The 23,160-nt window shown below is 61.9% G+C and carries 20 protein-coding genes; 18 read left to right on the plus strand and 2 right to left on the minus strand.

Going from position 1 to position 23,160, the window contains the following annotated elements:
• Positions 1 to 101: 101 nt before the first annotated feature.
• Positions 102 to 446 carry a YmaF family protein gene (locus tag ACH6CV_RS02425; protein WP_456356568.1) on the minus strand — a complete coding sequence of 115 codons (345 nt, stop codon included), beginning with the start codon at positions 444 to 446 and terminating at the stop codon, positions 102 to 104.
• Positions 447 to 797: 351 nt separating this feature from the next.
• On the opposite strand from ACH6CV_RS02425, the gene ACH6CV_RS02430 reads away from it, so the two are divergent.
• The 13 genes from ACH6CV_RS02430 (at position 798) to ACH6CV_RS02490 (ending at position 15,364) form a co-directional block, all read left to right on the plus strand.
• The gene (locus ACH6CV_RS02430) at positions 798 to 1,364 is read left to right on the plus strand and encodes a hypothetical protein (protein WP_456356569.1); all 567 of its coding nucleotides are present in this window, start codon (positions 798 to 800) and stop codon (positions 1,362 to 1,364) included.
• A gap of 87 nt (positions 1,365 to 1,451) precedes the next feature.
• Entirely contained in the window at positions 1,452 to 2,198 is a 747-nt protein-coding gene (locus tag ACH6CV_RS02435; RefSeq protein WP_456356570.1) for a glutamine amidotransferase, read from the plus strand.
• 16 nt (positions 2,199 to 2,214) lie between these two features.
• Positions 2,215 to 3,090, plus strand: coding sequence for a DMT family transporter (locus tag ACH6CV_RS02440; protein ID WP_456356571.1), 876 nt, complete (start codon positions 2,215 to 2,217; stop codon positions 3,088 to 3,090).
• A 79-nt stretch (positions 3,091 to 3,169) separates the two neighbouring features.
• Positions 3,170 to 3,364 (plus strand): hypothetical protein, encoded by a 195-nt coding sequence (locus ACH6CV_RS02445; RefSeq protein WP_456356572.1) that lies wholly within the window; start codon positions 3,170 to 3,172, stop codon positions 3,362 to 3,364.
• Between the two features lie 74 nt (positions 3,365 to 3,438).
• Positions 3,439 to 4,209, plus strand: a complete 771-nt coding sequence (locus ACH6CV_RS02450) for an endonuclease/exonuclease/phosphatase family protein (protein ID WP_456356573.1) — start codon at positions 3,439 to 3,441, stop codon at positions 4,207 to 4,209.
• A gap of 91 nt (positions 4,210 to 4,300) precedes the next feature.
• Positions 4,301 to 6,073 (plus strand): histidine kinase, encoded by a 1,773-nt coding sequence (locus ACH6CV_RS02455; RefSeq protein ID WP_456356574.1) that lies wholly within the window; start codon positions 4,301 to 4,303, stop codon positions 6,071 to 6,073.
• Positions 6,060 to 7,685, plus strand: coding sequence for a response regulator transcription factor (locus ACH6CV_RS02460; protein WP_456356575.1), 1,626 nt, complete (start codon positions 6,060 to 6,062; stop codon positions 7,683 to 7,685). The genes ACH6CV_RS02455 and ACH6CV_RS02460 overlap by 14 nt, the downstream gene beginning before the upstream one ends.
• 228 nt (positions 7,686 to 7,913) lie before the next feature.
• Entirely contained in the window at positions 7,914 to 8,846 is a 933-nt protein-coding gene (locus ACH6CV_RS02465; protein ID WP_456356576.1) for a metallophosphoesterase family protein, read from the plus strand.
• A gap of 18 nt (positions 8,847 to 8,864) precedes the next feature.
• A complete protein-coding gene (locus ACH6CV_RS02470) occupies positions 8,865 to 9,815 on the plus strand; it encodes an ABC transporter permease (RefSeq protein ID WP_456356577.1) in 951 nt (316 codons plus the stop codon).
• A gap of 49 nt (positions 9,816 to 9,864) precedes the next feature.
• The gene (locus ACH6CV_RS02475; RefSeq protein ID WP_456356578.1) at positions 9,865 to 11,568 is read left to right on the plus strand and encodes an extracellular solute-binding protein; all 1,704 of its coding nucleotides are present in this window, start codon (positions 9,865 to 9,867) and stop codon (positions 11,566 to 11,568) included.
• Positions 11,569 to 11,719: 151 nt separating this feature from the next.
• The gene (locus ACH6CV_RS02480; protein ID WP_456356579.1) at positions 11,720 to 12,634 is read left to right on the plus strand and encodes a carbohydrate ABC transporter permease; all 915 of its coding nucleotides are present in this window, start codon (positions 11,720 to 11,722) and stop codon (positions 12,632 to 12,634) included.
• Positions 12,635 to 12,751: 117 nt separating this feature from the next.
• Complete coding sequence (locus ACH6CV_RS02485; protein ID WP_456356580.1) at positions 12,752 to 13,723, plus strand: carbohydrate kinase family protein; 972 nt, start codon at positions 12,752 to 12,754, stop codon at positions 13,721 to 13,723.
• Positions 13,724 to 13,777: 54 nt separating this feature from the next.
• Entirely contained in the window at positions 13,778 to 15,364 is a 1,587-nt protein-coding gene (locus ACH6CV_RS02490) for a hypothetical protein (protein ID WP_456356581.1), read from the plus strand.
• A 164-nt stretch (positions 15,365 to 15,528) separates the two neighbouring features.
• Here ACH6CV_RS02490 and ACH6CV_RS02495 read toward each other — a convergent pair whose 3' ends face one another.
• Positions 15,529 to 15,846, minus strand: coding sequence for an ArsR/SmtB family transcription factor (locus ACH6CV_RS02495; protein WP_456356582.1), 318 nt, complete (start codon positions 15,844 to 15,846; stop codon positions 15,529 to 15,531).
• Positions 15,847 to 16,305: 459 nt separating this feature from the next.
• On the opposite strand from ACH6CV_RS02495, the gene ACH6CV_RS02500 reads away from it, so the two are divergent.
• From ACH6CV_RS02500 to ACH6CV_RS02520, 5 genes are all read left to right on the plus strand, one after another.
• On the plus strand, positions 16,306 to 16,443 hold the full coding sequence (locus ACH6CV_RS02500) for a hypothetical protein (protein WP_456356583.1): 138 nt from the start codon (positions 16,306 to 16,308) through the stop codon (positions 16,441 to 16,443).
• A 6-nt stretch (positions 16,444 to 16,449) separates the two neighbouring features.
• On the plus strand, positions 16,450 to 17,595 hold the full coding sequence (locus ACH6CV_RS02505) for an exonuclease SbcCD subunit D (protein ID WP_456356584.1): 1,146 nt from the start codon (positions 16,450 to 16,452) through the stop codon (positions 17,593 to 17,595).
• Entirely contained in the window at positions 17,592 to 20,189 is a 2,598-nt protein-coding gene (locus ACH6CV_RS02510; protein ID WP_456356585.1) for an AAA family ATPase, read from the plus strand. The genes ACH6CV_RS02505 and ACH6CV_RS02510 overlap by 4 nt, the downstream gene beginning before the upstream one ends.
• Before the next feature lie 210 nt (positions 20,190 to 20,399).
• A complete protein-coding gene (metG, locus tag ACH6CV_RS02515; protein ID WP_456356678.1) occupies positions 20,400 to 22,364 on the plus strand; it encodes a methionine--tRNA ligase in 1,965 nt (654 codons plus the stop codon).
• Positions 22,364 to 23,146 (plus strand): TatD family hydrolase, encoded by a 783-nt coding sequence (locus ACH6CV_RS02520; protein ID WP_456356586.1) that lies wholly within the window; start codon positions 22,364 to 22,366, stop codon positions 23,144 to 23,146. The genes metG and ACH6CV_RS02520 overlap by 1 nt, the downstream gene beginning before the upstream one ends.
• The last annotated feature ends 14 nt before the right edge of the window (positions 23,147 to 23,160 follow it).

The raw sequence follows: 23,160 nt of genomic DNA on the forward strand, positions 1-23,160 counted from the left end.
GACGTTTATTGTACTTTCAGTCCAGAAATCATCGTTGCGGCGACACAGGCGCGCGAAAAAGGGCGACGCGGCCTTCCGGCCGGTCGCCCCGCAAATCCGTTCTATTCTGCGATAGGATCGTTTATAAGGGTAGCGAGCTTGAAGCAATGGCGGTGCGTATCCGCGCGCGAAACCATGCCCTCCAGGTAGTGGACGTGCGCCCCGCAGGCCGAGACCGCGACCGCGTCGCAGGTCATGCCGACGAATTCATGCGCGTGGCCCTCAAATGAATCAGTTCTTACAAAAACCTCGTGCGCGTGGCCGCCGCATTCAAATGCGATGGGCGGGCCGGAAATGCCGGCCAACCGGTGGCCGTGCGCCGTGCATACGCAATCGGCCAGTTTCACGCTGCCCACCAACTCGTGCACATGAGCATCCGCGCACGCGGGATGAGTAAATCCTTGCATACCTACACCTCGAATCCGTATCCGCAATGGACGCTTCGCTGGGCATCCCACTGCATTCTATGGCGAGGCGGCCGAGGCCGTTCGCGCAAGCGCCGCGCGGACGGCGCACAAAGATCCCCTATAAACCACGGCTGAGCAGCACCGCCTTGCCCGACGCCCGATCGCCCTCGGACAGCGCGACCGGCGAATACCCAAACGCGCCGCATCGCCATAGGAAACCGGGATGAGGCGAACATTTGCATACAATCTCCCGGCCCCGCCCCATCTTTGCGGGAGAGGGAAAATTGGGGAACTTTGGAAGATTCTGCGCGTCCAAATGGGTGTCGACAAACAACAGAGGAGGATACATTCATGAAGAAAACGTTGATGCTGTTGGTCCTGTGCCTCGCGCTGGTTCTGTCCGCTCCTGTCGCATCGGCAACCGAGGACGCCGTCGCCCTCGCGCAGCCCATGCTGGGCGCGATGGACTCGTTGATGCGCGCCGCCCAAGAGATCGCGTCCGGCCCGGCCGGCTCCGACTACGGCTGGACGGCGCTGTACCTGATGGGCGTGAACTTCGGGGACGATTACCCCGGCGTCGAGCGGACGGACGACGGCGGCGTACGCGTGCCGGCCCCGACAATGCGCGCGTTCGCGGGCGCGCTGCTCGGGTGGAGCGAGCTCGCCGACATTCCCCAGTCGATGGCGGACAGCATTCAACACGACGCGGCAGACGACAGCTATCGGCTGGCCGGATCGGACATCGGCGACTCGTCCACCCGCATCGACCGCGCCGAGCAGGCCGCGGACGGCACCCTGACCGTGTATGCGGTCATGGAGAGCATGGACGGCGAGCGCCTGGCCGAAGCCTCGTTCAAGCTGACCCCAAACCCGCAACCGGACGCCCTGCTCCCCTACCGCGTCGAGGTCATGCCCTGATATCCCCACACTCGAAGCGGCGCGCAACTTGCGCGCCGCTTGATTTATGGTATAATGACCCCAGCAATCATGAGGGAGGCGCATAGGATGGCCAAGCGCATCTTGCTGGCCGGCGAGAGCTGGTTAAGCTACACGACCCATGTCAAGGGCTTTGACGCGTTCTATACTTCGGTGTATGAGGAGGGCGCGGGCACGCTGATCGCGGCGCTTACGCAGTCGGGGTATCAGGTCGATTACCTGCCCAACCACCGCGCGGTCGGGGAGTTCCCGTTCACGGTCGAGGATCTTTCACAGTACGACTGCGTGATCCTGTCCGACATCGGCTCGAACACGCTGCTGTTGCACCCCGACACCTTCGCCAAGAGCGTTCGCATGCCCAACCGCTGCGAGACCATCCGCGACTACGTATTCGCGGGCGGCGCGCTGCTGATGGTGGGCGGGTACATGGCGTTCTCGGGCGTGGACGCTAAGGCCAAGTACGGCCGCACCGCGATAAAAGAGGTGCTGCCGGTCATCTGCCTCGAGGTAGACGACCTGTCCGAGCACCCGGAAGGGGTAACGCCGGTGGTTGCGCAGGCGCATCCGGCGCTGGGGCGCGTGCCGGGCGATTGGCCGTACTTCCTCGGCTACAACCTGGTACGCGAGCGGCCCGGCTGCGATGTGGCGATGACGATCGCCGGCGACCCGTTCCTGGCGTTCGGCGACTTTGGCAAGGGCCGCTCGGGCGCGTTCATGTCGGACTGCGCGCCACATTGGGGCCCGCCGGAGTTCGTGAACTGGGCGGGGTATCAAAAGCTGTGGCAGGGCATTGTGGACTACCTGACCGAACGATAAACAAAAGAGGCAACGCATGAGGGCAAACAACGTGGCGATCCTTAGGATGGCGCTGTGCGCCATCCTGTGGAGTATATCGGGCATCTTCTTCAAGCTGTTGAACTGCCACCCGTTTGTGACGGCGGGGCTGCGCAGCGCGTTCGCGGCGCTGACGATCTTCGTGTATATGCGCTTTAGGCGCCTGCCGCTGGTGCTCAACCGCAACACCTTTCTGACGGCGCTGTTCCTTGCGTCGGTGTTCTTCATGTTCGTGACGGCCAACAGCCTGACCACGGCGGCCAACGCGATCGCGCTGCAATACACCTCGCCGGTGTTCATCCTGATCTTCTCGGCGCTGTTCCTGAAGCAGCGGTTTGTGAAGGCGGACGTGATCGTCGTGGTGGCGACGCTTGCGGGCATCGCGCTGTTCTTCTTGGACAAGCTGGACGGCGGGCGGCTGCTGGGGAACCTGCTGGGCGTGGGCTCGGGCGTGGCGCTGTCGGGGCTGTTTTTAACGGTGGGCGGAGCTTCGGACGAGGCCGAGCGCATGAGCGGGCTGGTGATGGGGCAGTTGCTGACCGCCGCAGTGGGGCTGCCGTTTCTGGCGTTTACGCAAAACCAATTGGATGCGCGGGCGTTTGCGTACTTGGCGATCCTGGGCGTGTTGCAGCTGGGCGTGCCCTACATTTTGTTCGCGCTGGCGAGCAAGCACTGCCCGCCGCTGGCCTGCTCGCTGATCGGGATGATCGAGCCGCTGCTCAACCCGGTCTGGGTGGCGTTGTTCTACGGGGAGAGGCCCGGCCCCTGGGCGCTGGTCGGCGGCACGGTGGTGATCGCCTCCATCGCGCTGTGGTGCGTATGGAAGGATAGGTTGCAGCGCAGCGCCCGCGCAAGCACGGCGAGGCGGAGATAGGTGCAATCCGGAGGTGTCTAAAGCGGCAGCCATTGGAGCGAGTCGCCGCTTTCGTATTAGGGGTTAAGGTGGCAGGGGTATGGCGGGCGTTATTCGAACCGGCGGCCTGCGCAACGCGCAAAGGCTCATCCGCGCCGCCCGCCTGACGATGTTGGAGACCGCGCAAGCCAATCGGGATCCGGCAGCCCCTGGGTTTCCCGCCTCGGCAAAAGGCGGGAAACCAGCGCAAAAGATCATATCGCGCCATGGTATTCTTTCCGAGGCTATGCTATAATCAACATGCCGAACGGCCCTGTTTTCGGCAAATGCGCGCAAATCCATACGGAAAAACCCGGGGGAAAACCAAAAATGACATTTGTTACTTTCAACATCCGCTGCGATTATCAACAGGATGGCGCAAACAGTTTCTGCTACAGAAAGCCGCTGATTCTTCAAAAAATCCGCGAGGAAACGCCGGATATCATCTGTTTTCAGGAAGTGCTCCCGCACGTGGCCGCATGGCTCAAGGAGAGCCTCGCGGACTACTACGTCGTCGGATGCGGGCGCAGCGAAACGCTGGAAGATGAACAGGTATCCATCGCCTACCGGAAGGATCGCTTCAACCTGGTTCAGGCGGATACCTTCTGGCTGTCGGAAACGCCCGAAATTCCGGCATCCCGGTACCCGGATCAGAGCATCTGCCCGAGGGTGTGCACACTGGCCTTGTTTCAGGATCTGGAGGAGAAAAGGGTGTTCCGGGTGGCCAACACGCATCTCGACCACATCGGAAGTACGGCCAGGCGGAAGGGGCTTTTGCAGATCCTGCGGCGGCTGGAGGAGGAACGGCTCTTCGCGCAGGCGCCCGTCATCCTGGCCGGGGATTTCAACGCGGAACCGGACGGGGAGGAACTGCTGGTTTTCAGGGAGTATCCCCAATACGTCAACGCCACGGAGGGCATCGGCGTCACCTATCACGGTTATATGCGCGCAGAGCGTCCGGAGCGCATCGATTACATCTTCCTGAAAGGCGGGGTATCCTGCGCCCAGGTGGAGAAATGGACGCGGGAAACGGATGGGGTCTACCTGTCCGATCATTATCCGATTTGCGCGGCGCTGAAATGGGAGGGCGCGGAGGCGTGACGGCCGCGCTTGACTTCTCCGCCGCCCATTGACGGTCAATCCATTGAACAGGACGAAATGCCCGCGGCATATTCTGCATGGAGGGTGTATGATGCAGGAGAGGGTTCATCCGTTCCGTTCCCTGTCCATGCGGCTGGCGGTTTTCGCGCTGCTCATCAGCATTCTGCCGGTCCTGTTTGTCAGTACGCTGCTCCTGAAGCGGATGGATAGCATGATGGAGCGGGAGCTGACGCAAACTTACCGCTGGCTGCTCACGGAGCACATCGCCAACGTGAAGGAAAAACTCGCGCAATACAAAGCGGGGATGCAGTATGCGGCGAGGGATACGATGATATTGGATACGCTGGCCGAGAAGACCGGGGATGCCTACCGTCAGGGAAAGGTCATCAGTGAGGAGATATTCAAAACCGTGCTCCCGGACAACCGCCCGGAAATTCGAAACTGCATGGTCTACTCCCGTATGGATTCGCACCGTATCTACGGCTCCCACGTCACTATGCTGAAAGAGACGGATTACGATCAATGGCGGCAGGCCGGCCTCATAAACGGCCGGGGCTGGTTTATCAACAAGGCATGGGACGGCCGGTGGATGCTTTCCCTCGTGGAGTCGCTGGATCAGGTCAACGTGCGGGATTTCCACACGCTGAACCTGGGTCTTATCAAGCTGGACATCTATTTGAGCCATTTGTTTGCGGCGGATGTGCAGAAGGCTTCCGCGGAACAAAGAAAATATCAAATCATTTTGTACGACCAGGGCGGAAACTGCCTGTATGCGTCCGAGCCGGGACTGACGGGCGTATTGAGCCAATGGCTCGAGCGCCGCAAAGGCGCGCCGGACGGGGAGATCACCACGCTGTGTTCCTATGCCGTGATGGGGGAAGACGTGCCGGAATACGGGCTTTCGATGCTCTTTCTGTTTGACAACCGGGAGCTGTTGCAGCAAAGGGATCAGCTCAAGCGAGCGATCTATCCGATCGCGCTGCTGCTCGCGGCTGCGATCACCTTGGCGGCTCTTGTGCATTCCCGACGGTTTTCCTCGCGCGTGGGGCGGTTGCTGGAAAAATTTCGAATCGCCGGGACCGGCGATCTGTCCCGGAAAGATCCGATAGGCGGCCGCGACGAGATCGCGATTCTGGACCGGCAGTTTGACCAGATGCTGGGCCAGATGGACCGAATGAACCAGCAGAACTACGTGCAAAAGATCGAGATCCGGGAGGCCCAGTATCTCAACCTGCTCCTGCAGATCAACCCGCATTTTCTGTACAACACGCTGGAGATCATCAGCGCCATCGCCGCGATGCATCAGGTCTTTCAGATCTGCAATCTCTGCGAGAAGCTGGGCGATATCTTCCGCTACAGCCTCGGCAAGAACGAGGGCAAGTACACGACGGTCGCCAATGAAATCCGCCAGACGCGCAGCTACAACTTCATTCAGCAGATGCGATACCGCTTCGAGGTGTTTTATTCCATTGAGGTGGACGCGGAAGAGATATACATGCTGCGCTTTTTGCTTCAACCCATCGTCGAAAACGCCGTGCTGCACGGCTTGGCCAAAAAGGAAGAGCCGGGGACGCTCGAGGTGTACGCGGGCGAGGAGAAAGGCGACCTGATCCTCCGGGTCGGCGACGACGGCGCGGGCATGACGCAGGCGGAACTGGCCCGGCTTAGGGGACAGCTGGACAAGGCGCCGAATACCGGAGGGAGCGTAGCCCACGTGGGCGTCTGGAACATCCACCAGAGGATCCGCCTGGCGCACGGTGAGCCGTACGGCGTGGAGGTATACAGCCGCCCAGGGCAGGGCAGCACCTTTACGCTGAGGCTTCCGCGCATCGCGAAGGGAATGATCGCCGATGAAAAGATATAAACTTCTGATCGTGGACGACGAGGAGTTGATCCGCAAGGGCCTGTGCGCCAGAATCCAGTATTTTCAGTACCCGGATATGGACGTGATCGAAGCGGCCTCCGGTCGGGAGGCGATTGCGCTGTTTCACTCGGTGGAGATCGATCTGGTGATCGCGGACATCTGCATGCCGGACATGAACGGCCTGGAACTGATCCGTAAGGCGCGCGAGATCCAGAAGCGGCCGAGGTTCATACTGCTCTCGGGGTTCTCAGAATTCGCGTACGCGCAGGAGGCCATCGAACTGGGGGTGCGCGCCTATCTGAACAAGCCGGTTTCCAACGAGGTGCTGAAAGAGCACATAAGTACGCTGCTCCAGGAAGTACGCGCCGAGGATCAGGCGGCGCAGGAAAAGGCAGGCGGCGCGTCCCGCAAGGCGGATCAGGCATTTGACCCGGAAAAGGAACTGAACATCATCCTCTCCGGGGGGCGGGATCCGGAGGAAGCGGGGCCCGGGTCTGAACGGGGAGGGGAGCGCGGCGCGCGCCTCCTTCGGCTGGCGGATGGATCCAGCCTCTATCTGAGCATCCTGCATGTGGGCAGGAAGAGCGGCGATGATCCGGAACTACCGCGGGAGAGAGTCGAAGAGATCCGCTTGAGCCTCAAGGGCATTTTCGACGACGTCTCCTGCGGCTGCGATAAGCTGATCGTGAACAGCTACCAATCCGCCAAGAGCATGTACGCGCTCTTTGGGGCCAAGGACGATCCGCGCCTGAGGCAGAAGGTCGAGCAGGTGTTTCTGACGCTGCAGCAGGTGTTTGAGCGCCACATGAACGCCCGCCTGACCATGGGCGTCAGCCGACCGGCCTCGGAAATCAACCCGGACCGCGGGAACGAGGCGTGGGTGGCGCTCCAGCAGCGGCGCAGTTATGGACGCTCCAACATCTACTTTTTCGAGGACATCCCCGCCTACGAAGCGCAGCCGCTTCCGGAGGTGGAGATGGAGCTTTTGCGCAAACACATGCTCCGGGGCGAAAGCAAGAGGATTCGCCGGCAGCTGGAAGCGCTGTTCTCGGAAAAGCGCGTGCAGGGCAGCAAGGCCATGTATCTGCGCGTCATGTGGGTGCGCATCGTCAGCCTGATGCTGGACGTGTACGGCAACGGCATGGATTCGGCCACCATGAATCATCTGCTGACGCAGATTTCGCGCGCCGACGATCTGTCCGACCCAAAGGGCATCATCCGCACGCTCATGAATCTGGCGGAGATATGCCTTCAGAACAAGGACAGCCGGAAGCTGAGCGGCCCGCAGAAGATCGAGGTTGCGCTAAAGTACATCCGGGACCACTACAACGAGGACATCGTAATCAACGATCTGGCCGCAAGGCTGTACATGAGCCCGGGCTATTTCTCCTCCATGTTCAAAAAGGTAGTTCGCCAGTCCACCATGCAATTCATCACGGGCATCCGCGTGGATCGGGCAAGGGAATACCTGGAAGCCACGGACGAAAGCGTGACCACCATCTCGAAAAATGTCGGCTACGAGGACAGCCAGTACTTCTTCCGCGTGTTCAAAAAGGCGACCGGCATGACGCCGCTGCAGTATCGTCAGGTTGCGCGCTCGGGCGGCGAATGACGGGGGACGCAGACCGGCCGTTCCTCGCCTTGCGCCTCGTTTTGATGTTTCCCCCGCACATGTAAACAGCATATGGTAAACTGGGGGAATCGCCGACCCCCAATCGTGCAATCAGAAAAATGTCCACTATAAATCTCGTTTTATTCCATTGGAATCCATGCCGAAAAACATATAATGAAATTAGTTCATATTTATGTATTCCCGATTAAGACTCGGTGGAGGACTTGGATGGAGAAAAAACTCTTCTTCCGGGACGAGGGCAGCTTCAAGCTGCTCCAGCTGACGGATATTCACTTTACCGCGGACGACGAGACGGATCACAAAACTATACGGCTGATGCGGGAACTGATCCGGGCGGAGAAGCCGGACTTCATCATGACCACCGGCGACACGGTGTACGGCGATCGCAACCTGGAGTATCTCGAAAAGGCGCTGGAGCCGGTTCTGGAATCGGGGATCCCCTGGGGATACGCCTTTGGCAACCACGATGTGGAGTTTGCGAGCAACCGCCGGGAGCTGTTTGAGCGCGTGACGGGTTTGCCCGGCTGCATGTCCTACCACGATCCCGCGTCGGCGGATGGCGTGGGGAACTGCCACCTGGAACTGTGCAACCGGAGCGGCGCGCCGGAGTGGCTGCTGTTCGGCATCGACTCAGGTGATTACAACCCAAATCAGGCGATCGGCGGCTACGGTTATGTAACGGACGCGCAGATCCGCTGGTACCGCGGCGTCATCGCCGGGTATGAGGCGAAGGGGGAGCCCTTTTCCGCGATGGTGTTCATGCACGTCGCGCTGCCGGAGCATCAGGACGTGTGGACGCACGAGGTATGCTACGGCACCAAGCGGGAAGGCGTGGGCTGCGCGCACGTCAATTCCGGCTTTTTCACCGCGATGCTGGAAGCGGGCCACACCAAGGGCGTGTTCGTGGGGCATGACCATGTGAACGACTACTGGGGCCGGCTCTACGGGATCGCGCTGGGCTACGGGCGATGCACGGGATTTGGAACCTATGGCGCCCAGGACTTCCTGCGCGGCGGTCGGGTCTTCCGCTTCGCAGAGGGGGACACGGAGGCGTTTGACACCTATGTGCGGCTGGAACACGGGATCGTTGTGGATGACCCGTGGGTGCAGCGCCCGCGGCAGATGAGAGACGAAGCGTAAGGATGGGGTAAGCGGCCGATGATGAGAAGCGCACGGGCGGAAAGCGGAATCGCGGTGGAAAGGGTGCCGTTCTGGAAGCGGGTCCTGCGGTGCTGGCCGCTGTATGTCATGCTGGCTCCGGCGATCGTCTATTACATCCTGATCTGCTATGTGCCGATTGCGGGCAACGTGCTGGCGTTCAAGGACTACTCTTTCCGCAAGGGCATCTGGGGAAGCAACTGGGTCGGGCTGCAATATTTCAAGACGTTTTTTCAGAGCTACGATTGCTGGCGGCTGATCCGGAATACGCTGACGGTTGGCTTCATCAAGTGCATTCTGGAATTCCCTTTCGCGATCTTTCTGGCGCTGCTCCTGAATGAAATCCACGCGATGAAGTTCAAACGGGTGACGCAGACGATCACCTATCTTCCGCACTTTCTGTCTTCGGTCATCATCGTGACGATGATCCAGCGGATTTTGGCGCCGAACGACGGCGTGCTCAACCAGCTCATCTCGGCGCTTGGCGGCGACGGCGGCACTTTCTTCATGATGAAGCCCGGGTACTTTTTCCAGATCCTGTTCGGCATGGACATCTGGCGAAGCATCGGCTGGGACTCCATCATATACCTGGCGGCCATCAGCAGCGTGGATCAGGAATTGTACGAGGCGGCGGAGATGGACGGATGCAACCGCCTGCGCAAGATCTGGCACGTGACGCTGCCGGGCATCCGGGGGACGATCGGCCTTCTGTTCATCATGGGCGTGGGCGGCCTGCTCTCCTCCGGTTTTGACCAGATCTACCTTTTGCGCACGCCCGGCAACATGATTGTGGCGGATACGCTGGATGTCTACGTCGTGCGCATCGGCCTGCAGAACGGCCAGTTCGGTTATGCCGCGGCCATCGGCCTGATTCAGGGCCTGGTGGGCCTCGCCTTGGTGGTCGCGACCAACGCGATCAGCAAGAGGTATACGGAAGTCGGGCTCTGGTGAGCCATCGCTTTGTAAGGGTTAACTTCAATGTGGAATGGAGGAAGGAACAATGAACTTGGGGAAGATCAGGCGTGTTTTGACGGGATTTCTCGCCCTGGTGATGGTGGCGGGCGCTCCGGCCGCAATGGCCGAATCCGCGAAGCCGGACAGCTGGGTAGCGGATCGCACCATCGTCGTCCAGGCCTACGTGGACGACATCGGCTATTCGCTGCCGAAGAACCTCGCAAGCACATCGGTGATGCAGAAGATCAAGGAACTCACGGGCATCAGCCTCGAGGTGCGCTACACGCCGGGCGACTCGGATTCCGCGGTGCTCGCCTCCCAGCTGGCGGCCGGCAACATTCCCGATGTCGTCGTCAGCTACCTGGACAACTCCACCCGCAAGGAATTCCCGATTCTTCTGAAGGCGGCCAAGGAGGGGATGTTCGCGGACGTGTCCGAGTTCATGAAGAACTCCAAGGTCTATTCCAAGTACTTGGAGCAGGGTTACCTGCCGGACGACGCCTACAACAACATCACCTTCCGCAAGGACCTGGACGGCGTCTACCTCATGCAGCTGAAAATTGACGCCAGAGACACTTCCCTCGAATACATTCCGAACAGTGAATACGTCGGCGGCACGTACATCCAGAAGAAGATCGTCGACGCGCTGGGCATCGATCCCCGTTCGATCAAAACTCAGGATCAGTTTTACGACCTGTTGGTAAAGATCCGGGACGGCGGATTCAAGGACGACAACGGCAACCCCGTGTACCCCCTGGGGCCGAAGTATTGGGGCGGCTCCGTAGACGCGCTCAAGTACGTCGATACCAGTGACTTCTGGGGCGTCAAGGACAGGGGCGATTACTTCAACATCGACGCGGACGGCAACGTCAAGCACGAAGCTGAGACGGATTACGTCTTCGCGAAGATCAGCTTCATCCGCAAGCTCCTGAAAGAGGGCTTGATGAACCCCGAGTTTTTTACCATGGATTCCACCCGCGCGGAAGAGGTCTCCAAGACCCACAACTCTGCGATCATCGCCGACGTGCACAATTATGAGCCAATCATCTACGACAACGAGGACTGGGTGCCGCTTGGGCCGCTGAACGACCGCACCGGCAGCAATGCCGAAATCGTGGGCGGCAAGTCGGGCCGCGGCTGCTGGGCCATTTCCGCGGATGCCGAAAAGCCCGAGGAGATCTTCAGGTTCTTCGACTGGCTGTCCACTTTTGAGGGCCAGTTGATCGCGCAGTACGGCGTCGAAGGCGTCTCCTACAATATGGTGGACGGCCATCCGGTGCTGACTGACGAGGCTCTGGAGAAGATCAACGCCGGTGACAAGGACTGGATGATCGACAACATCGGCGCGGCCTTCGGCGGCATCGCGAACTACTTCTTTGAGTTCCTGCTCACCGACCGCGACAACATCGTCTACTTTGGCGAATCCCGCCCGGGCGCTTCCGCCGGCAGCACCTTTGAGTACGCCGTGAAGCTCGCCACCAATTACCCGGTGGAGAAGAAACTGGTCAAGGGCCTGACGGCCACCTCCTATATGTCCGTGGACGAGCTTGCCGATGTCAAGACGCAGATGGATCTGCTCAACTACGAGGATGTTCTGGTCCAGGCCTGCTTCGCGGAGACGGACGGCGAAGTCAACGCGATCATCGAATCCTTCCGCGCCCAGCTGAAGTCTGCCGGCGTGGAACGCTTCGAGGCCTACGTGAAGGGCATCTACGAGGCGAATCCGGACTCTGTGTGCTTCCAGAAATAGCCTCCTCCGCGCCGTCCCGCCCCCCCGGCACTTGCCGGGCGGGCGGGGCTTTCGGGCGGGCAAAACTGCCCGGCGGCTGAAATGCGCGCATGCCCCGGGCGGAACCGCGCGGGAAAACGCCTCGAATACACAACGTCTGGGAAGGGAACATATGGCAAACGCGTACAAAAAAAGGAAAATCCATGTGAGCATCGCGGACGGGGTGGTGAGCGTTTTCACCTATGCCGTCGTCATCTCCCTTTGTCTGCTGATTTTGCTGCCCTGTCTGAACGTGCTGGCGCTGTCGTTCAACAATGGCAAGGATGCGGCTCGAGGCGGCGTCTACTTCTGGCCCCGCGAGTTTACGCTTCAGAATTATGTCGAAGTGTTTCGGAATGGATCAATCCTGAGCGCCTACAAAATCACGCTTGCGCGGACGTTCGTCGGAACGCTTCTGAGCCTGGTCGTCACCACCCTGGCGGCGTTTGCCCTGAATCAGGCGGAACTGCCCGGCAGGAAAACCATCACCTTTCTGATTACGTTTACCATGCTCTTCGGCGGCGGCACGATTCCGACCTACATCCAATACAACAATCTGCACCTGGTGGATACGTTCTGGGTATACGTCATCCCCAGCCTGGTCAGCGTGACCTATTTGATTATGACGCGTTCGTTCTTTGACGGCATCCCCTATGCGCTGCAGGAGGCCGCGAGGCTGGACGGATGCGGCTACTTCCAGACCTATTTCCGGATCATGCTGCCGTTAAGCAAGCCGGTCATCGCGGTCGTCGGCCTGTACACCGCCGTCAACCATTGGAACGACTGGTTTTCCGGCGCGTTCTACATGACCAGCAGCAAAATGTGGCCGGTGCAAACGGTTCTGCAGCAGATGCTGGAACGTGCGATGTCCTCCAGCCGGCAGATCAACGACGTTGCGGAGGCCATCGCGGTCGGGCAGAGCAATGTGACCACCGATTCGCTGAAGATGGCGGCCGTCGTGATTACGACGGTTCCGATTCTTTGCGTTTATCCGTTCGTGCAGAAATACTTTGCAAAGGGCGTCATGTTCGGCGCGGTCAAAGGGTGAGCGCCGAAAAAACAGCGCCGGCCGCTTTTCGCGCTCCGGTCACGGGGTGAAGCGGCGGGCGCTTACGATAAAACGCGGCGCAAGACGCGCCGGATGCGGAAGGATTCATAGGCGCTGATGAAAAAGTGGGATGTATTCGTATACGGCGACGTGAACATCGATCTGGTCGTTCCGGGTGTGGAGCGCTTCCCTCGGCCGGGAGAGGAAGACGAGGTCGCGGCGATGGAAACCTTTGTCGGCGGCGGAGCCGCGCTGTTCACGCTGGGGGTGGCCAGGCTGGGGCTACGCGCCGTGTTTCAGGGGAGCGTCGGCGCGGACTTTTACGGGGACTATATCCGCGAGGTTTTCAAGGAAACCGGTGTTGACGATATGCTCCTTGACACCGACCGGGCGCGCAAAACCGGGATTTCCATCAGCTTCACCAACGAAAAGGATCGCTGCTTTCTCACCTACCGGGGCACCAACAAGGGGCAGGCCCTTCGAAACCTGGCGCTGGATGAGGCCAAAAAGGCGCGGCATGTCCACGTCACCGGCTATGCCGGGCGCGCAAATCACGCGCAATACCTGGACATGATGGCGAAAATCAAGCGTCTACAGGATATGACCCTCTCCTTCGACGTCGGCTGGGATCCGGAAAACGAATGGTATGAAGGCATCGAAGAGCTCTTCCCGCTGATCGACGTCCTCTTTATGAACGAAACGGAATGCCTGAACTACGCCAGGAGGGATACGGTGCGGGAGGCGGCCGCACGGTTCGCGGAAAAGGCCGGCATGGTCGTCATCAAATGCGGAAGTCGCGGGGCGATGGCGGTCAGAGGCGGGAAATGCTATGCGGCGGAAGGCTATCCGGTTCAGGTTTTGGATACCACGGGCGCGGGCGATTCCTTCAACGCGGGCTTTATCTACGGCTACCTGAATCGGCTTTCGATGGAGGACTGCCTGAAATGCGGTAACGGGTGCGGGGCGCTCTCCGTAACCAGGTTGGGCGGCAACGCCGGTTTCCCGGATGAGGAAACGCTGAAGCGCTGGATCGCCGCCCATGCCAATGGCTGCGCAGGCGTACGCAAAAGGAGGGCGGGAGGGCCATGAAGACCGGGGCGCGCCGTGAAGCGCGAGGCCGAAGGATAAGGCCGGAGGAATGTTATGCGTTTTGATTTTGATGGAAACATGGACCGGGAGGTGTTGGAGAGCTATCTCTCCAGGGCCGTGACCGCCGCGGGCCTGATCGACAGCGACACGTTGAAGGATGACCTGCGCGTGGTCCGCAGGCTGGGTGCCAAGTTCCTGGGACGGGCCTCCGGGGTCTGGTACATGACCGATGACGACGAGGAGCATTTCCAGAAATCCAGCGCGCTCGCGCAGCGCGTTCACCATATGGACCCGGAGATCATCCTGCAGTCCTGCGTATTTGAAATCGTCGTGGAGCGGATGGAAGAAGTCCTCATCCCGCCTTACGTGTTTCAGGCGTTCGGCCTGCCGGTAGAGGAGCGCCGCTTCCGCTGGGCGGACGCGTTGTTCCCGGAAAAGCCCAGGGGATTCGTAGACGACGCGCGACGCGATCCGGCAAAGCGCGGCGGCATTCCGGATCTGAACCGGATCGAAGCGAGGATGTGGTTCTACTACCGCGCCACCCGCTACATCGACTGCGGGTATGAAGCGCTGCACATGGGGCAGGTCCATCTCTATACCGCAAACGACAGGGGCATGAAGAAGACCTATGAGCTGTTTAACCGGATTCGCGGCTACGCGGCCATTCACGCGCGGCGGCACAAGGTGCTGCTGGACGCCCATACGCACGGAGTGAACGTCCATGGCAAATTGCTGTTTGATTACCATGCCATGCCGTTTACCCGGGCGGCCCTGCCGAATGAGGACGGCGAAAGGCTGGTGCTGGTGCGGGAAGGCTTCAGCGAGGGCGGTGAAAACCCGAACGGCTTTACGGACGACGTCATGCCCTACCTGATGGAGTATGACAACTGGGGCGGCAGGATGGTCGATCATCCGGAGCGGTATTCCCGGCAGCAGCTTTCTCAGATGGATTGGTGGGGCTATGACCAGATCGGCTGGTTCGCAAACCAGCCCAAGCGAGAGAGGGATCATTTTCTCAAATACACCTACAAATGGACCCAGGTCAACAACATCAACGCCTACTTTGAAGTGCCGCTGCGCAGAATGCTCAGCGACGCCGCAGTCTCCTGTATACGAGCGGACAACGGGCAAATGGATATGCAGCCGTTTTATCAGCTCAACGACAGGAGCGCCGCCTGCCCCATGGGTTTTGGACAGGAAGAAGCGGTAAGCGCGTGCTGGGAAACCGGGAACGCCCTCCGCGAACAATATGGCAATCCCAAACACCTGCTCCGGTACGGCGCCCGCTATGAATATGATCCGGAGACGGGCCTGAAACTGCCGGAAAAGGTGGTCGTGTACGGCAGTTTCCAGCCCTATGTGGGCGCAACCGCAAACGACTCCAATAGCGAACTCACCCGCATGTATTATATCGGCAACAATACCTATACGCTCACCGTGGTGCTGCCGTATGCGGGCAGGTTCAGTTACGCGGTTTCCACCTATGGAACCCTCTGCGCGACCTACTGCACCGACCGGTTTCCAAGAAGCGGCTCCGGCAACAAAGGAGAATTCGAGACGGTCCGGGACAACAGCGTCGTCCGGTTCCAATACCGTTTTGTGGACCATGAAGTGCGCATAGAGATTCCCCCGTGTCCATAATGCGCTAAAGATGTCATGAAATCCCGACGAAAGTACAGTAATACCAATCGAAACCATTCATGCGTCCATCAGGCGGGTGGGTTCCTCGTCCTGGCGCTGCCTGATGGATGCGGGCATGGTTGAGATCGGTATCAGCAGGATATACCGAGCGAATGAAGGATGAGCTATACTCCGCAGCACGCGACGTCGTTTCCCTGGGCCGGTTTGGCCATCGTGATTTCTTCCAGAAGCGCCATCGCCCAAAGGCTGCCCTTCTCGCTGATGCGGTAATGGGTCCATACCCCTTCTTGCCGCCCTTCCACGACGCCCGACTCACACAGGACCTTCATATGGTAGCTGAGTGAGGACTGAGGCATATTCATTTCCTCAACCAGCAAGTAGGCGCATTTTTCACCGCCCTGTAGCAGTCTCAGGATGCGCAGCCTTCTTTCATCGCAAAAAGCCTTGAACACCTTCGCGTTTCGCTTGTAAAATGTCTCCATGCTTTTGCTCCCCATATCAGAAATTCCTGACATCGTTATTATATGCTCTTGAATAAAAAATGTCAATGCTAATGAGCCGTATTATAGGGCTCCAGATGAATATATCGAAAAAGGTTCTCGATTGCCGGCGGGTATCGAGAACCGCCATGCAATCGCTCCATTCTCCATCATGCCCCGACGGGCCGTCCCCGAAAATAAAACCGAGCATCCCACCCGGCGTCACGCGCGCCTGATACCAATCGAAATCATGAACGCGCCCATCAGGCGAGGGGATTTTCGTCCCTTCGCAGCCAGAAGACGCGGCGGCGGTTCGGTGCCGCACGGTGCCGGGGGATAGCGGAGCCGGCAGGGCAAAGAACGCGAACCTTGCTTTTGCGCGAGCCGTCTTGTATAATTTGTGTATAGGGAGCGCCGTAAGGCGCATGAAATCCGAAATTCCGCCCGGCACATGGCGGCGCGATGCCGGAAGACAACCTCAAGGCGCTGCGCATCGCGTCCGCGCTGACGAACGGGGATGCAGGGGATGCGGACGACTTCGCGCAAGGGGATTTGCAGGCGGCGCTCCGCGCGGCGGCATTGATACAGAGGAGCGTGTGACCGCCCATGAAATTCCTTCACCTGGCCGACCTGCACATCGGGAAGAACGTCAACGGGTTTTCGATGCTCGGGGAGCAGCGGCACGCGTTTGAGCAGATCATCGGGTATGTCCAAACCGAGCGGCCCGCGGCGGTGGTCATCGCGGGCGATGTGTACGACCGCGCGGTGCCGGATGCGCGGGCGGTGGGTGTGTTCGACGATTTCTTGACCGCGCTTTCGCGCGAGGGGGTCGCGGTGCTGCTGATCGCGGGCAACCACGACTCGCCCGAGCGGCTGGGCTTTGCCAGCCGGCTGCTTGCGGATCAGCGGCTGTTCCTGTGCGGCGCGTTTGACGGCGGCGTCCGCCATGTCACGCTGGGCGACGAGTACGGCGACGTACACTTCTGGATGTTGCCGTTCGTCAAGCCATCCTCGGTACGCGGATACCGCGGCGAGCGGACGATCGGCAGCTACGACGATGCGGTCGCGGCGGCGCTGGACGCGGCAAACATCGATTACGCCGCGCGCAATGTGCTGCTGTCACATCAATTCTACACGAAGGCGGGCACCGCGCTTCTGCGCTCGGAATCCGAGATAAATCCGGTGGGCGGGCTGGACGCGGTGGACGCTACGCTGATCGAGCGGTTCGACTACGTCGCGCTCGGGCATTTGCACGGGGCGCAGTCGGTCGGCGCCAGGCACCTGCGCTACGCCGGGTCGCCGGTCAAGTATTCGTTCTCCGAGTGGCGGCAGGAAAAGTCGGTCTCGCTCGTGGAGCTGGGCGAGAAGGGGGCGCTGAGCGTCACCGTGCTGCCGCTTTCCCCGCTGCACGACATGCGCGAGATTGTGGGCGAGCTCGAAGTGCTTACGAGCGACGGGATTGCCTCGCTCGCCGACAGGCAGGACTACCTGCGCGTCGTGCTGACCGACGAGGCGGAGCTCGTCGACCCGATGGGCAAGCTGCGCAGCGTCTACCCCCATGTCATGAGCCTCGACTTTGAGAACGCGCGCACGCGCGTCGACCTGGATTCGATCGCGGCGGACGGCGAGGCGGCGGCGCTTACGCCCTACGAGCTGTTCGGCGAGTTCTTCCTCGACGTGCAGGGTTCTACGATGAGCGCGGAGCAGGCGGGCATCGTGCGCGAGCTGCTCGAAGGGGAGGATGAGGCATGAGACCGCTGAAACTGACCATGAGCGCGTTCGGCTGCTATGCCGACGTGCAGACGATCGATTTTGCCGAGCTGGGCGTCGGGCTGTACCTGATCGCGGGCGAGACCGGCTCGGGCAAGACGACGATCTTCGACGCGATCTCGTTCGCGCTGTTCGGCAAGGCGAGCGGCGCCGGCCGCGACGACTACGCCATGCTCCGCTCCGACTTCGCGGAGGATAAGGCGAAAATCTACGTAGAGCTGGACTTTGCCTGCGGCGAGGGTTCTTACAGCGTCCGGCGCGCGATCCGAAAGACCGGGCAGGAGGTCGAGCTGACCCTGTCCGACGGCACGGTGATGAGCGGCGACCGCAACACGAAGGCGAAGATCGCCGAGATCGTCGGGCTCGACCGCGACCAGTTCGCGCAAATCGTGATGATCGCCCAGAACGACTTTTTGCGCTTCCTCTCGAGCGGCACCGACGAGCGGCTGGCGATCCTGCGCCGCATATTCGGCACGGGGGCGCTCAAGCAGTTCCAGGAGCGGCTCAAGGCGCGCTCCAAGCGCGAGCGCGAGCGGCGCGAGCTCATCATCCACGACTTCGAGCGCCATGGCGTCGACGTCTACCGGCGCGAGGAGCGCTTCGCCGAGTGGGCGGCGCAAATCGCGGCCGACCGCGCGGCGCTGGCCGCGGCGGACGGGCGGCTCGCGCAATGCGACAAGGCCAAGCAGGCGCTTGCCGCCGCGCTGGCCGTCGCCGAGGAACTGGGCAAGAAATTCGCCGATCTCGCGGCGTGCCGGGCCACGCTCGAGGCGCATGCCGGGCAGGCCGCCGAAATCGAGCGGGCGAGGCGGCGCGCCGCGCGCGGCGAGACGGCGCTGCGCGCGGTACGGCCGCTCGCGCTCGACGCGGCGAGGGCGGCGGCGAATCATCAGGCCGCCCTGGACGCCCTGGACGCCGCGCGGCGGCAGGAAGCGGCCGCGCTCGAGGAGCTGCGGCAGGCGGCGCAGGCGGTCGGCGGCCTGCCGCCGCTCGCCGAGGCGCAGTCCGCGCTCGCCGCGCGCACAAGGGAATGGGAGGCCGTTCAGGCGCGGCTGAAAAAACTGGATCAGCTTAAAGCGGGCCGCGCCGAAATCGCCGCCGGGCAGGAACGGCTGTCGGCGGCGCAAACGGCGTACGAATCGGCCGAAGCCGCCTTTGCCGAGGCTGACGGCAGGCACAGGGCGCTGGAAGCGGCGTTTCTTCGCAACCAGGCCGGCGTCCTCGCGCGCGGGTTGGCGGACGGCCAGCCCTGCCCCGTCTGCGGCTCGAAGGAACATCCCTCCCCCGCCGCCTTATCGGATGAGGCTGTGAGCGAGGAAGGGCTGAAAAAGGCCAGGGCCGCAAAGGAGAAAGCCGGCGCGCAGCGCGAGCAACAATCGGCGGCATGCGGCGCGCTTGCGGCCGAGGTTGAGACGCTGATCCGGGTTTTTCTCACCGACTTCGCGGCGTTTTCGCCCGACGCCGATTGGGCACAATCGGGCCCAGCGCTTGCCGCATTGCTCTCCCATACGCGAGGCGAGGCGGCCGCATTGACCGCCCAAAGGGAAGCGGATGAGCGGGCGCTTGCCGAGCTCACCCGGCGCTGGGAGGCCGCGACCGGGCGCAAGACCGCCGCCGAATCGGCGCATCAGGCCGCAACCGTGCTGACATCGGAGCGGACCGCGAACGCGCGGAAGCTGTCGGGGCTGTCGGACGACGCGAAGGCCCGGTACGCGGAGGCCCTGCGCGCCCACCGCTTCGCCGACGAGGCGGCATACCTGGCCGCGCTCGTGACCGAGGCCGAGCTCGCAAACCTGAAACGGCAAGTCGCGGATTACGAGAAGGACGGCGAGCGGCTGGAGCGCGACACCCTGCGGCTTACGCGCGAAACCGCGGACAGGGAACAACCCGACCTGGCCGCGCTGCGCGCCGACGCCGCAGCGGTCGCCGCCGAGGCGTCGGCCTTGAGCGCGCGGCGCGACGAAGTCAAGGCCCGCCTGAACCAGACGTCGGGCGCGCTCGCCGAGCTGCGCCGCGCCGCCGTCGATTTTGACGCGGTCGAGCGAGCCTACGCCGCCGTGAAGCAGCTGGCGGAGACCGCCAACGGCAAGCTGGACTTTGAGACCTACGCGCAGACGGCCTACTTCGAACGCATCCTGCGCGCCGCCAACCAGCGGCTGAAGCTGATGAGCCAGCACCGCTACACCTTGCTCCGGCAGACCGCGAGCGGCGACGGGCGCAGGCGGTCGGGCCTTGAGATCGAGGTGCTCGACGCCTACACGGGCAAGGCCCGCCCGGCGAACAGCCTGTCGGGCGGGGAGTCGTTCATGGCTTCGCTCTCGCTGGCGCTCGGGCTGTCCGACGTGGTGCAGCAGAGCGCGGGCGGCATCCGCCTGGACGCGATGTTCATCGACGAGGGCTTCGGCTCGCTGGACGCGGAGGTGCTCGACCTCGCCATCCGGACGCTCGGCGAAATGGCGGGGGCCGACCGCACGATCGGCATCATCTCCCACGTATCCGAGCTGCGCGAACGGATCGACAGGCAGGTCTGGGTCGAGAAGACCCCCGCCGGCAGCAGGGTACACGTGAATGCATAGATTGCATTGCGCGCGACAGCCTTTACCAACAGGGCAATCGCTTCCGGCTGCGGCCCTCCCGGGGGAAGTTTTGCAGGCGGCCGCCCTGCTTTGCCAAGAATTGCTTGACAATTTCTGCCCAAGACGCCTATAATAATTCGATAGAAGCCTACGCCTCTCGCCGCCGCGGCGAGGGGCTTTTTTAGAATGACGAAGTGGGGGAACACGCTCATGTCCAAGCCGACCTTCTACATCACCACGCCCATCTACTACCCCAGCGGCAACATGCACATCGGTCATACCTACTGCTCGGTGGCCGCCGACACGATGGCCCGGTTCAAGAAGCAGACCGGGTACGACGTGTACTTCCTGACCGGCCTCGACGAGCACGGCCAGAAGATCGAGCGCAGCGCCGCCGCCCAAGGCGTGACGCCGCAGGCGCTGGTGGACGGCATATGCGAGGCCACCAAGGCGCTATGGAAGGACATGGACGTCGAGTACGACGACTTCATCCGCACCACCGAGCCGCGCCACGAGCAGGCCGTGCAGAAGATCTTCCGCAAGCTCTACGAGCAGGGCGACATCTACAAGAGCGACTACGAGGGCATGTACTGCACGCCCTGCGAGGCGTTCTGGACGCCCACGCAGCTCAAGGACGGCAACTGCCCCGATTGCGGTCGGCCGGTGGAAAAGATGCGCGAGGAGAGCTACTTCTTCCGCATGAGCAAATATCAAAATTGGCTGATCGACTACATCGAAACCCACCCCGAGTTCATCCAGCCGCCGTCGCGCGCCAACGAGATGCTGAACAACTTCCTGCGGCCGGGGCTTCAGGATCTGTGCGTCAGCCGCACCTCGTTCAAGTGGGGCATCCCGGTGGACTTCGACGAAAAGCACGTGGTCTACGTGTGGGTCGACGCGCTGTCGAACTACATCACGGCGCTGGGCTACACCACGCCTGACGACGCGCTCATGCAAAAATACTGGCCCGCCGACGTGCACCTGGTGGGCAAGGAGATCGTGCGCTTCCACACGATCTACTGGCCGATCATGCTGCACGCGCTGGGGCTGCCGCTGCCCAAGCAGGTGTTCGGCCACGGCTGGCTGCTGTTCGGCAACGACAAGATGAGCAAGTCGAAGGGCAACATCGTCTACCCGCAGCCGATCGTCCGCCGCTACGGCTCGGACGCGCTCAGGTACTACCTGATGCGCGAGATGCCCTTCGGCGCGGACGGCAACTACACCAACGAGGCGCTGCTCACCCGCATGAACGCCGACCTCGCCAACGACCTGGGCAACCTGGTCAGCCGCACGGTGGCCATGATCGAGAAGTACTTCGGCGGCGTGCTGCCCGCGCCCGGCCCGGATACCGAGCTCGAGGCTTCGCTCAAGGCGCGCTTCGAGGCGCTGCCGGGCCTCGTCGAGGGGCACATGAACGGTTTGCAGTTCTCGCTGGCGCTTCATGAGATCTGGAAGCTGGTGGGCGACTCCAACCGCTACATCGACCAGACCCAGCCCTGGGTGCTGGGCAAGCGCGAGGACGGCCGCGAGCGGCTGGGCACGGTGCTGTACACGCTGGCCGAGTGCGTGCGCGCGGTGGCGGTATTGATCGCGCCCGCGATGCCGCGCACGCCCGAGCGCATCTTCGCGCAGTTGGGCGTGACCGACCCCTCGCTCAAGGACTGGGCCTCGGTGCGAAAGTTCGGCCTGATCGCGCCGGGCACCGTCGTCAAGAAGGGCGAGGCGCTGTTCCCGCGCATCGACATCGAGGCGGAGCTCAAGGCGCTCTCCCCCGAGCCGGAGAGCGCGCCCGCGCCCGAAGCGCCGCCCGCGAAGGACGAGGGTCACGCCGCGTTCGAGGAGGCCGCGCCGATCTCGATCGACGACTTCTTCAAGGTCAAGCTGCTCACCGCCAAGGTGATCGCCTGTGAAAAAGTGGAGAAATCCGACAAGCTGCTCAAGGAGACGCTGGAACTCAAGTCGGGTGAAATCCGCACCGTGGTCAGCGGCATCGCGCAGCACTACAGCCCCGAGGAGATGGTGGGCAAGACTTGCGTGCTGGTCGCCAACCTCGCCCCGCGCAAGATGCGCGGCATCGTGTCCGAGGGCATGCTGCTGTGCGCGAGCGACGAAGCGGGCCATTTGAAGTTGTTGACCGTCGAGGACGCGGTCGGCGGCGGCTGGGAGATCGGCTGATGAAGCTGTTCGACACCCACGCCCACCTGACCGACGAGCGATTCCGGGACGACCTCGCGGACGTGCTTGAGCGGATGCGCGAAGGCGGCATAGCGCGCGCGGTGGTGGTGGGCGACGCCTCGGACGAAGGCGCCGCCGCCGCGGTCTTGAAGCTGGCGGCTGCGCACGATCCCCTATATGCGGCGCTCGGCGTGCATCCGCACGACGCGTCGCGCTGGGAGACGCAAGTCGCGCGGCGACTCGAGGGCTATCTCGCGCGGCCCAAGGTGATGGCGCTCGGCGAGATCGGGCTGGATTTCCACTACGACTTCTCGCCGAGGGACGCCCAGCGCGCGGCGTTCGATGCGCAACTTGAAATGGCGCACCGCCTGGGCAAGCCCTGTGTGCTGCACATCCGCGAGGCGCACGGCGAGGCCGCAGAGCTGCTGGCCGCGCGCCATCGCGCGGGCACGCTGCCGCGCTGCGTGATGCACTGCTACAGCGGCAGCTGGGAGAGCGCCAAGCAGTACCTCGGCATGGGCATGTACATCTCGTTCACCGGTGTAATCACCTTCAAGAACGCGGCGAAGCTCGTCGAAGTGGCGCAGAAAATGCCGATCGAGCGCCTGATGATCGAGACCGACTGCCCCTACATGGCCCCCGAGCCGCTGCGCGGACGGCGCAACGAGCCCGCGCACGTAACACACACGGCGGCCCGGATCGCCCAGCTGCGCGGCATGACCCCCGAGGCGCTGGCCGAGGCCGCGTTTGACAACGGATCGCGATTTTTCGGTATTGATTAACGGAGGAAATTATC

The organism is Anaerozeibacter quisquiliarum (assembly GCF_051162045.1).
In the GTDB taxonomy this organism is placed as follows: domain Bacteria; phylum Bacillota; class Clostridia; order Christensenellales; family Aristaeellaceae; genus Anaerozeibacter; species Anaerozeibacter quisquiliarum.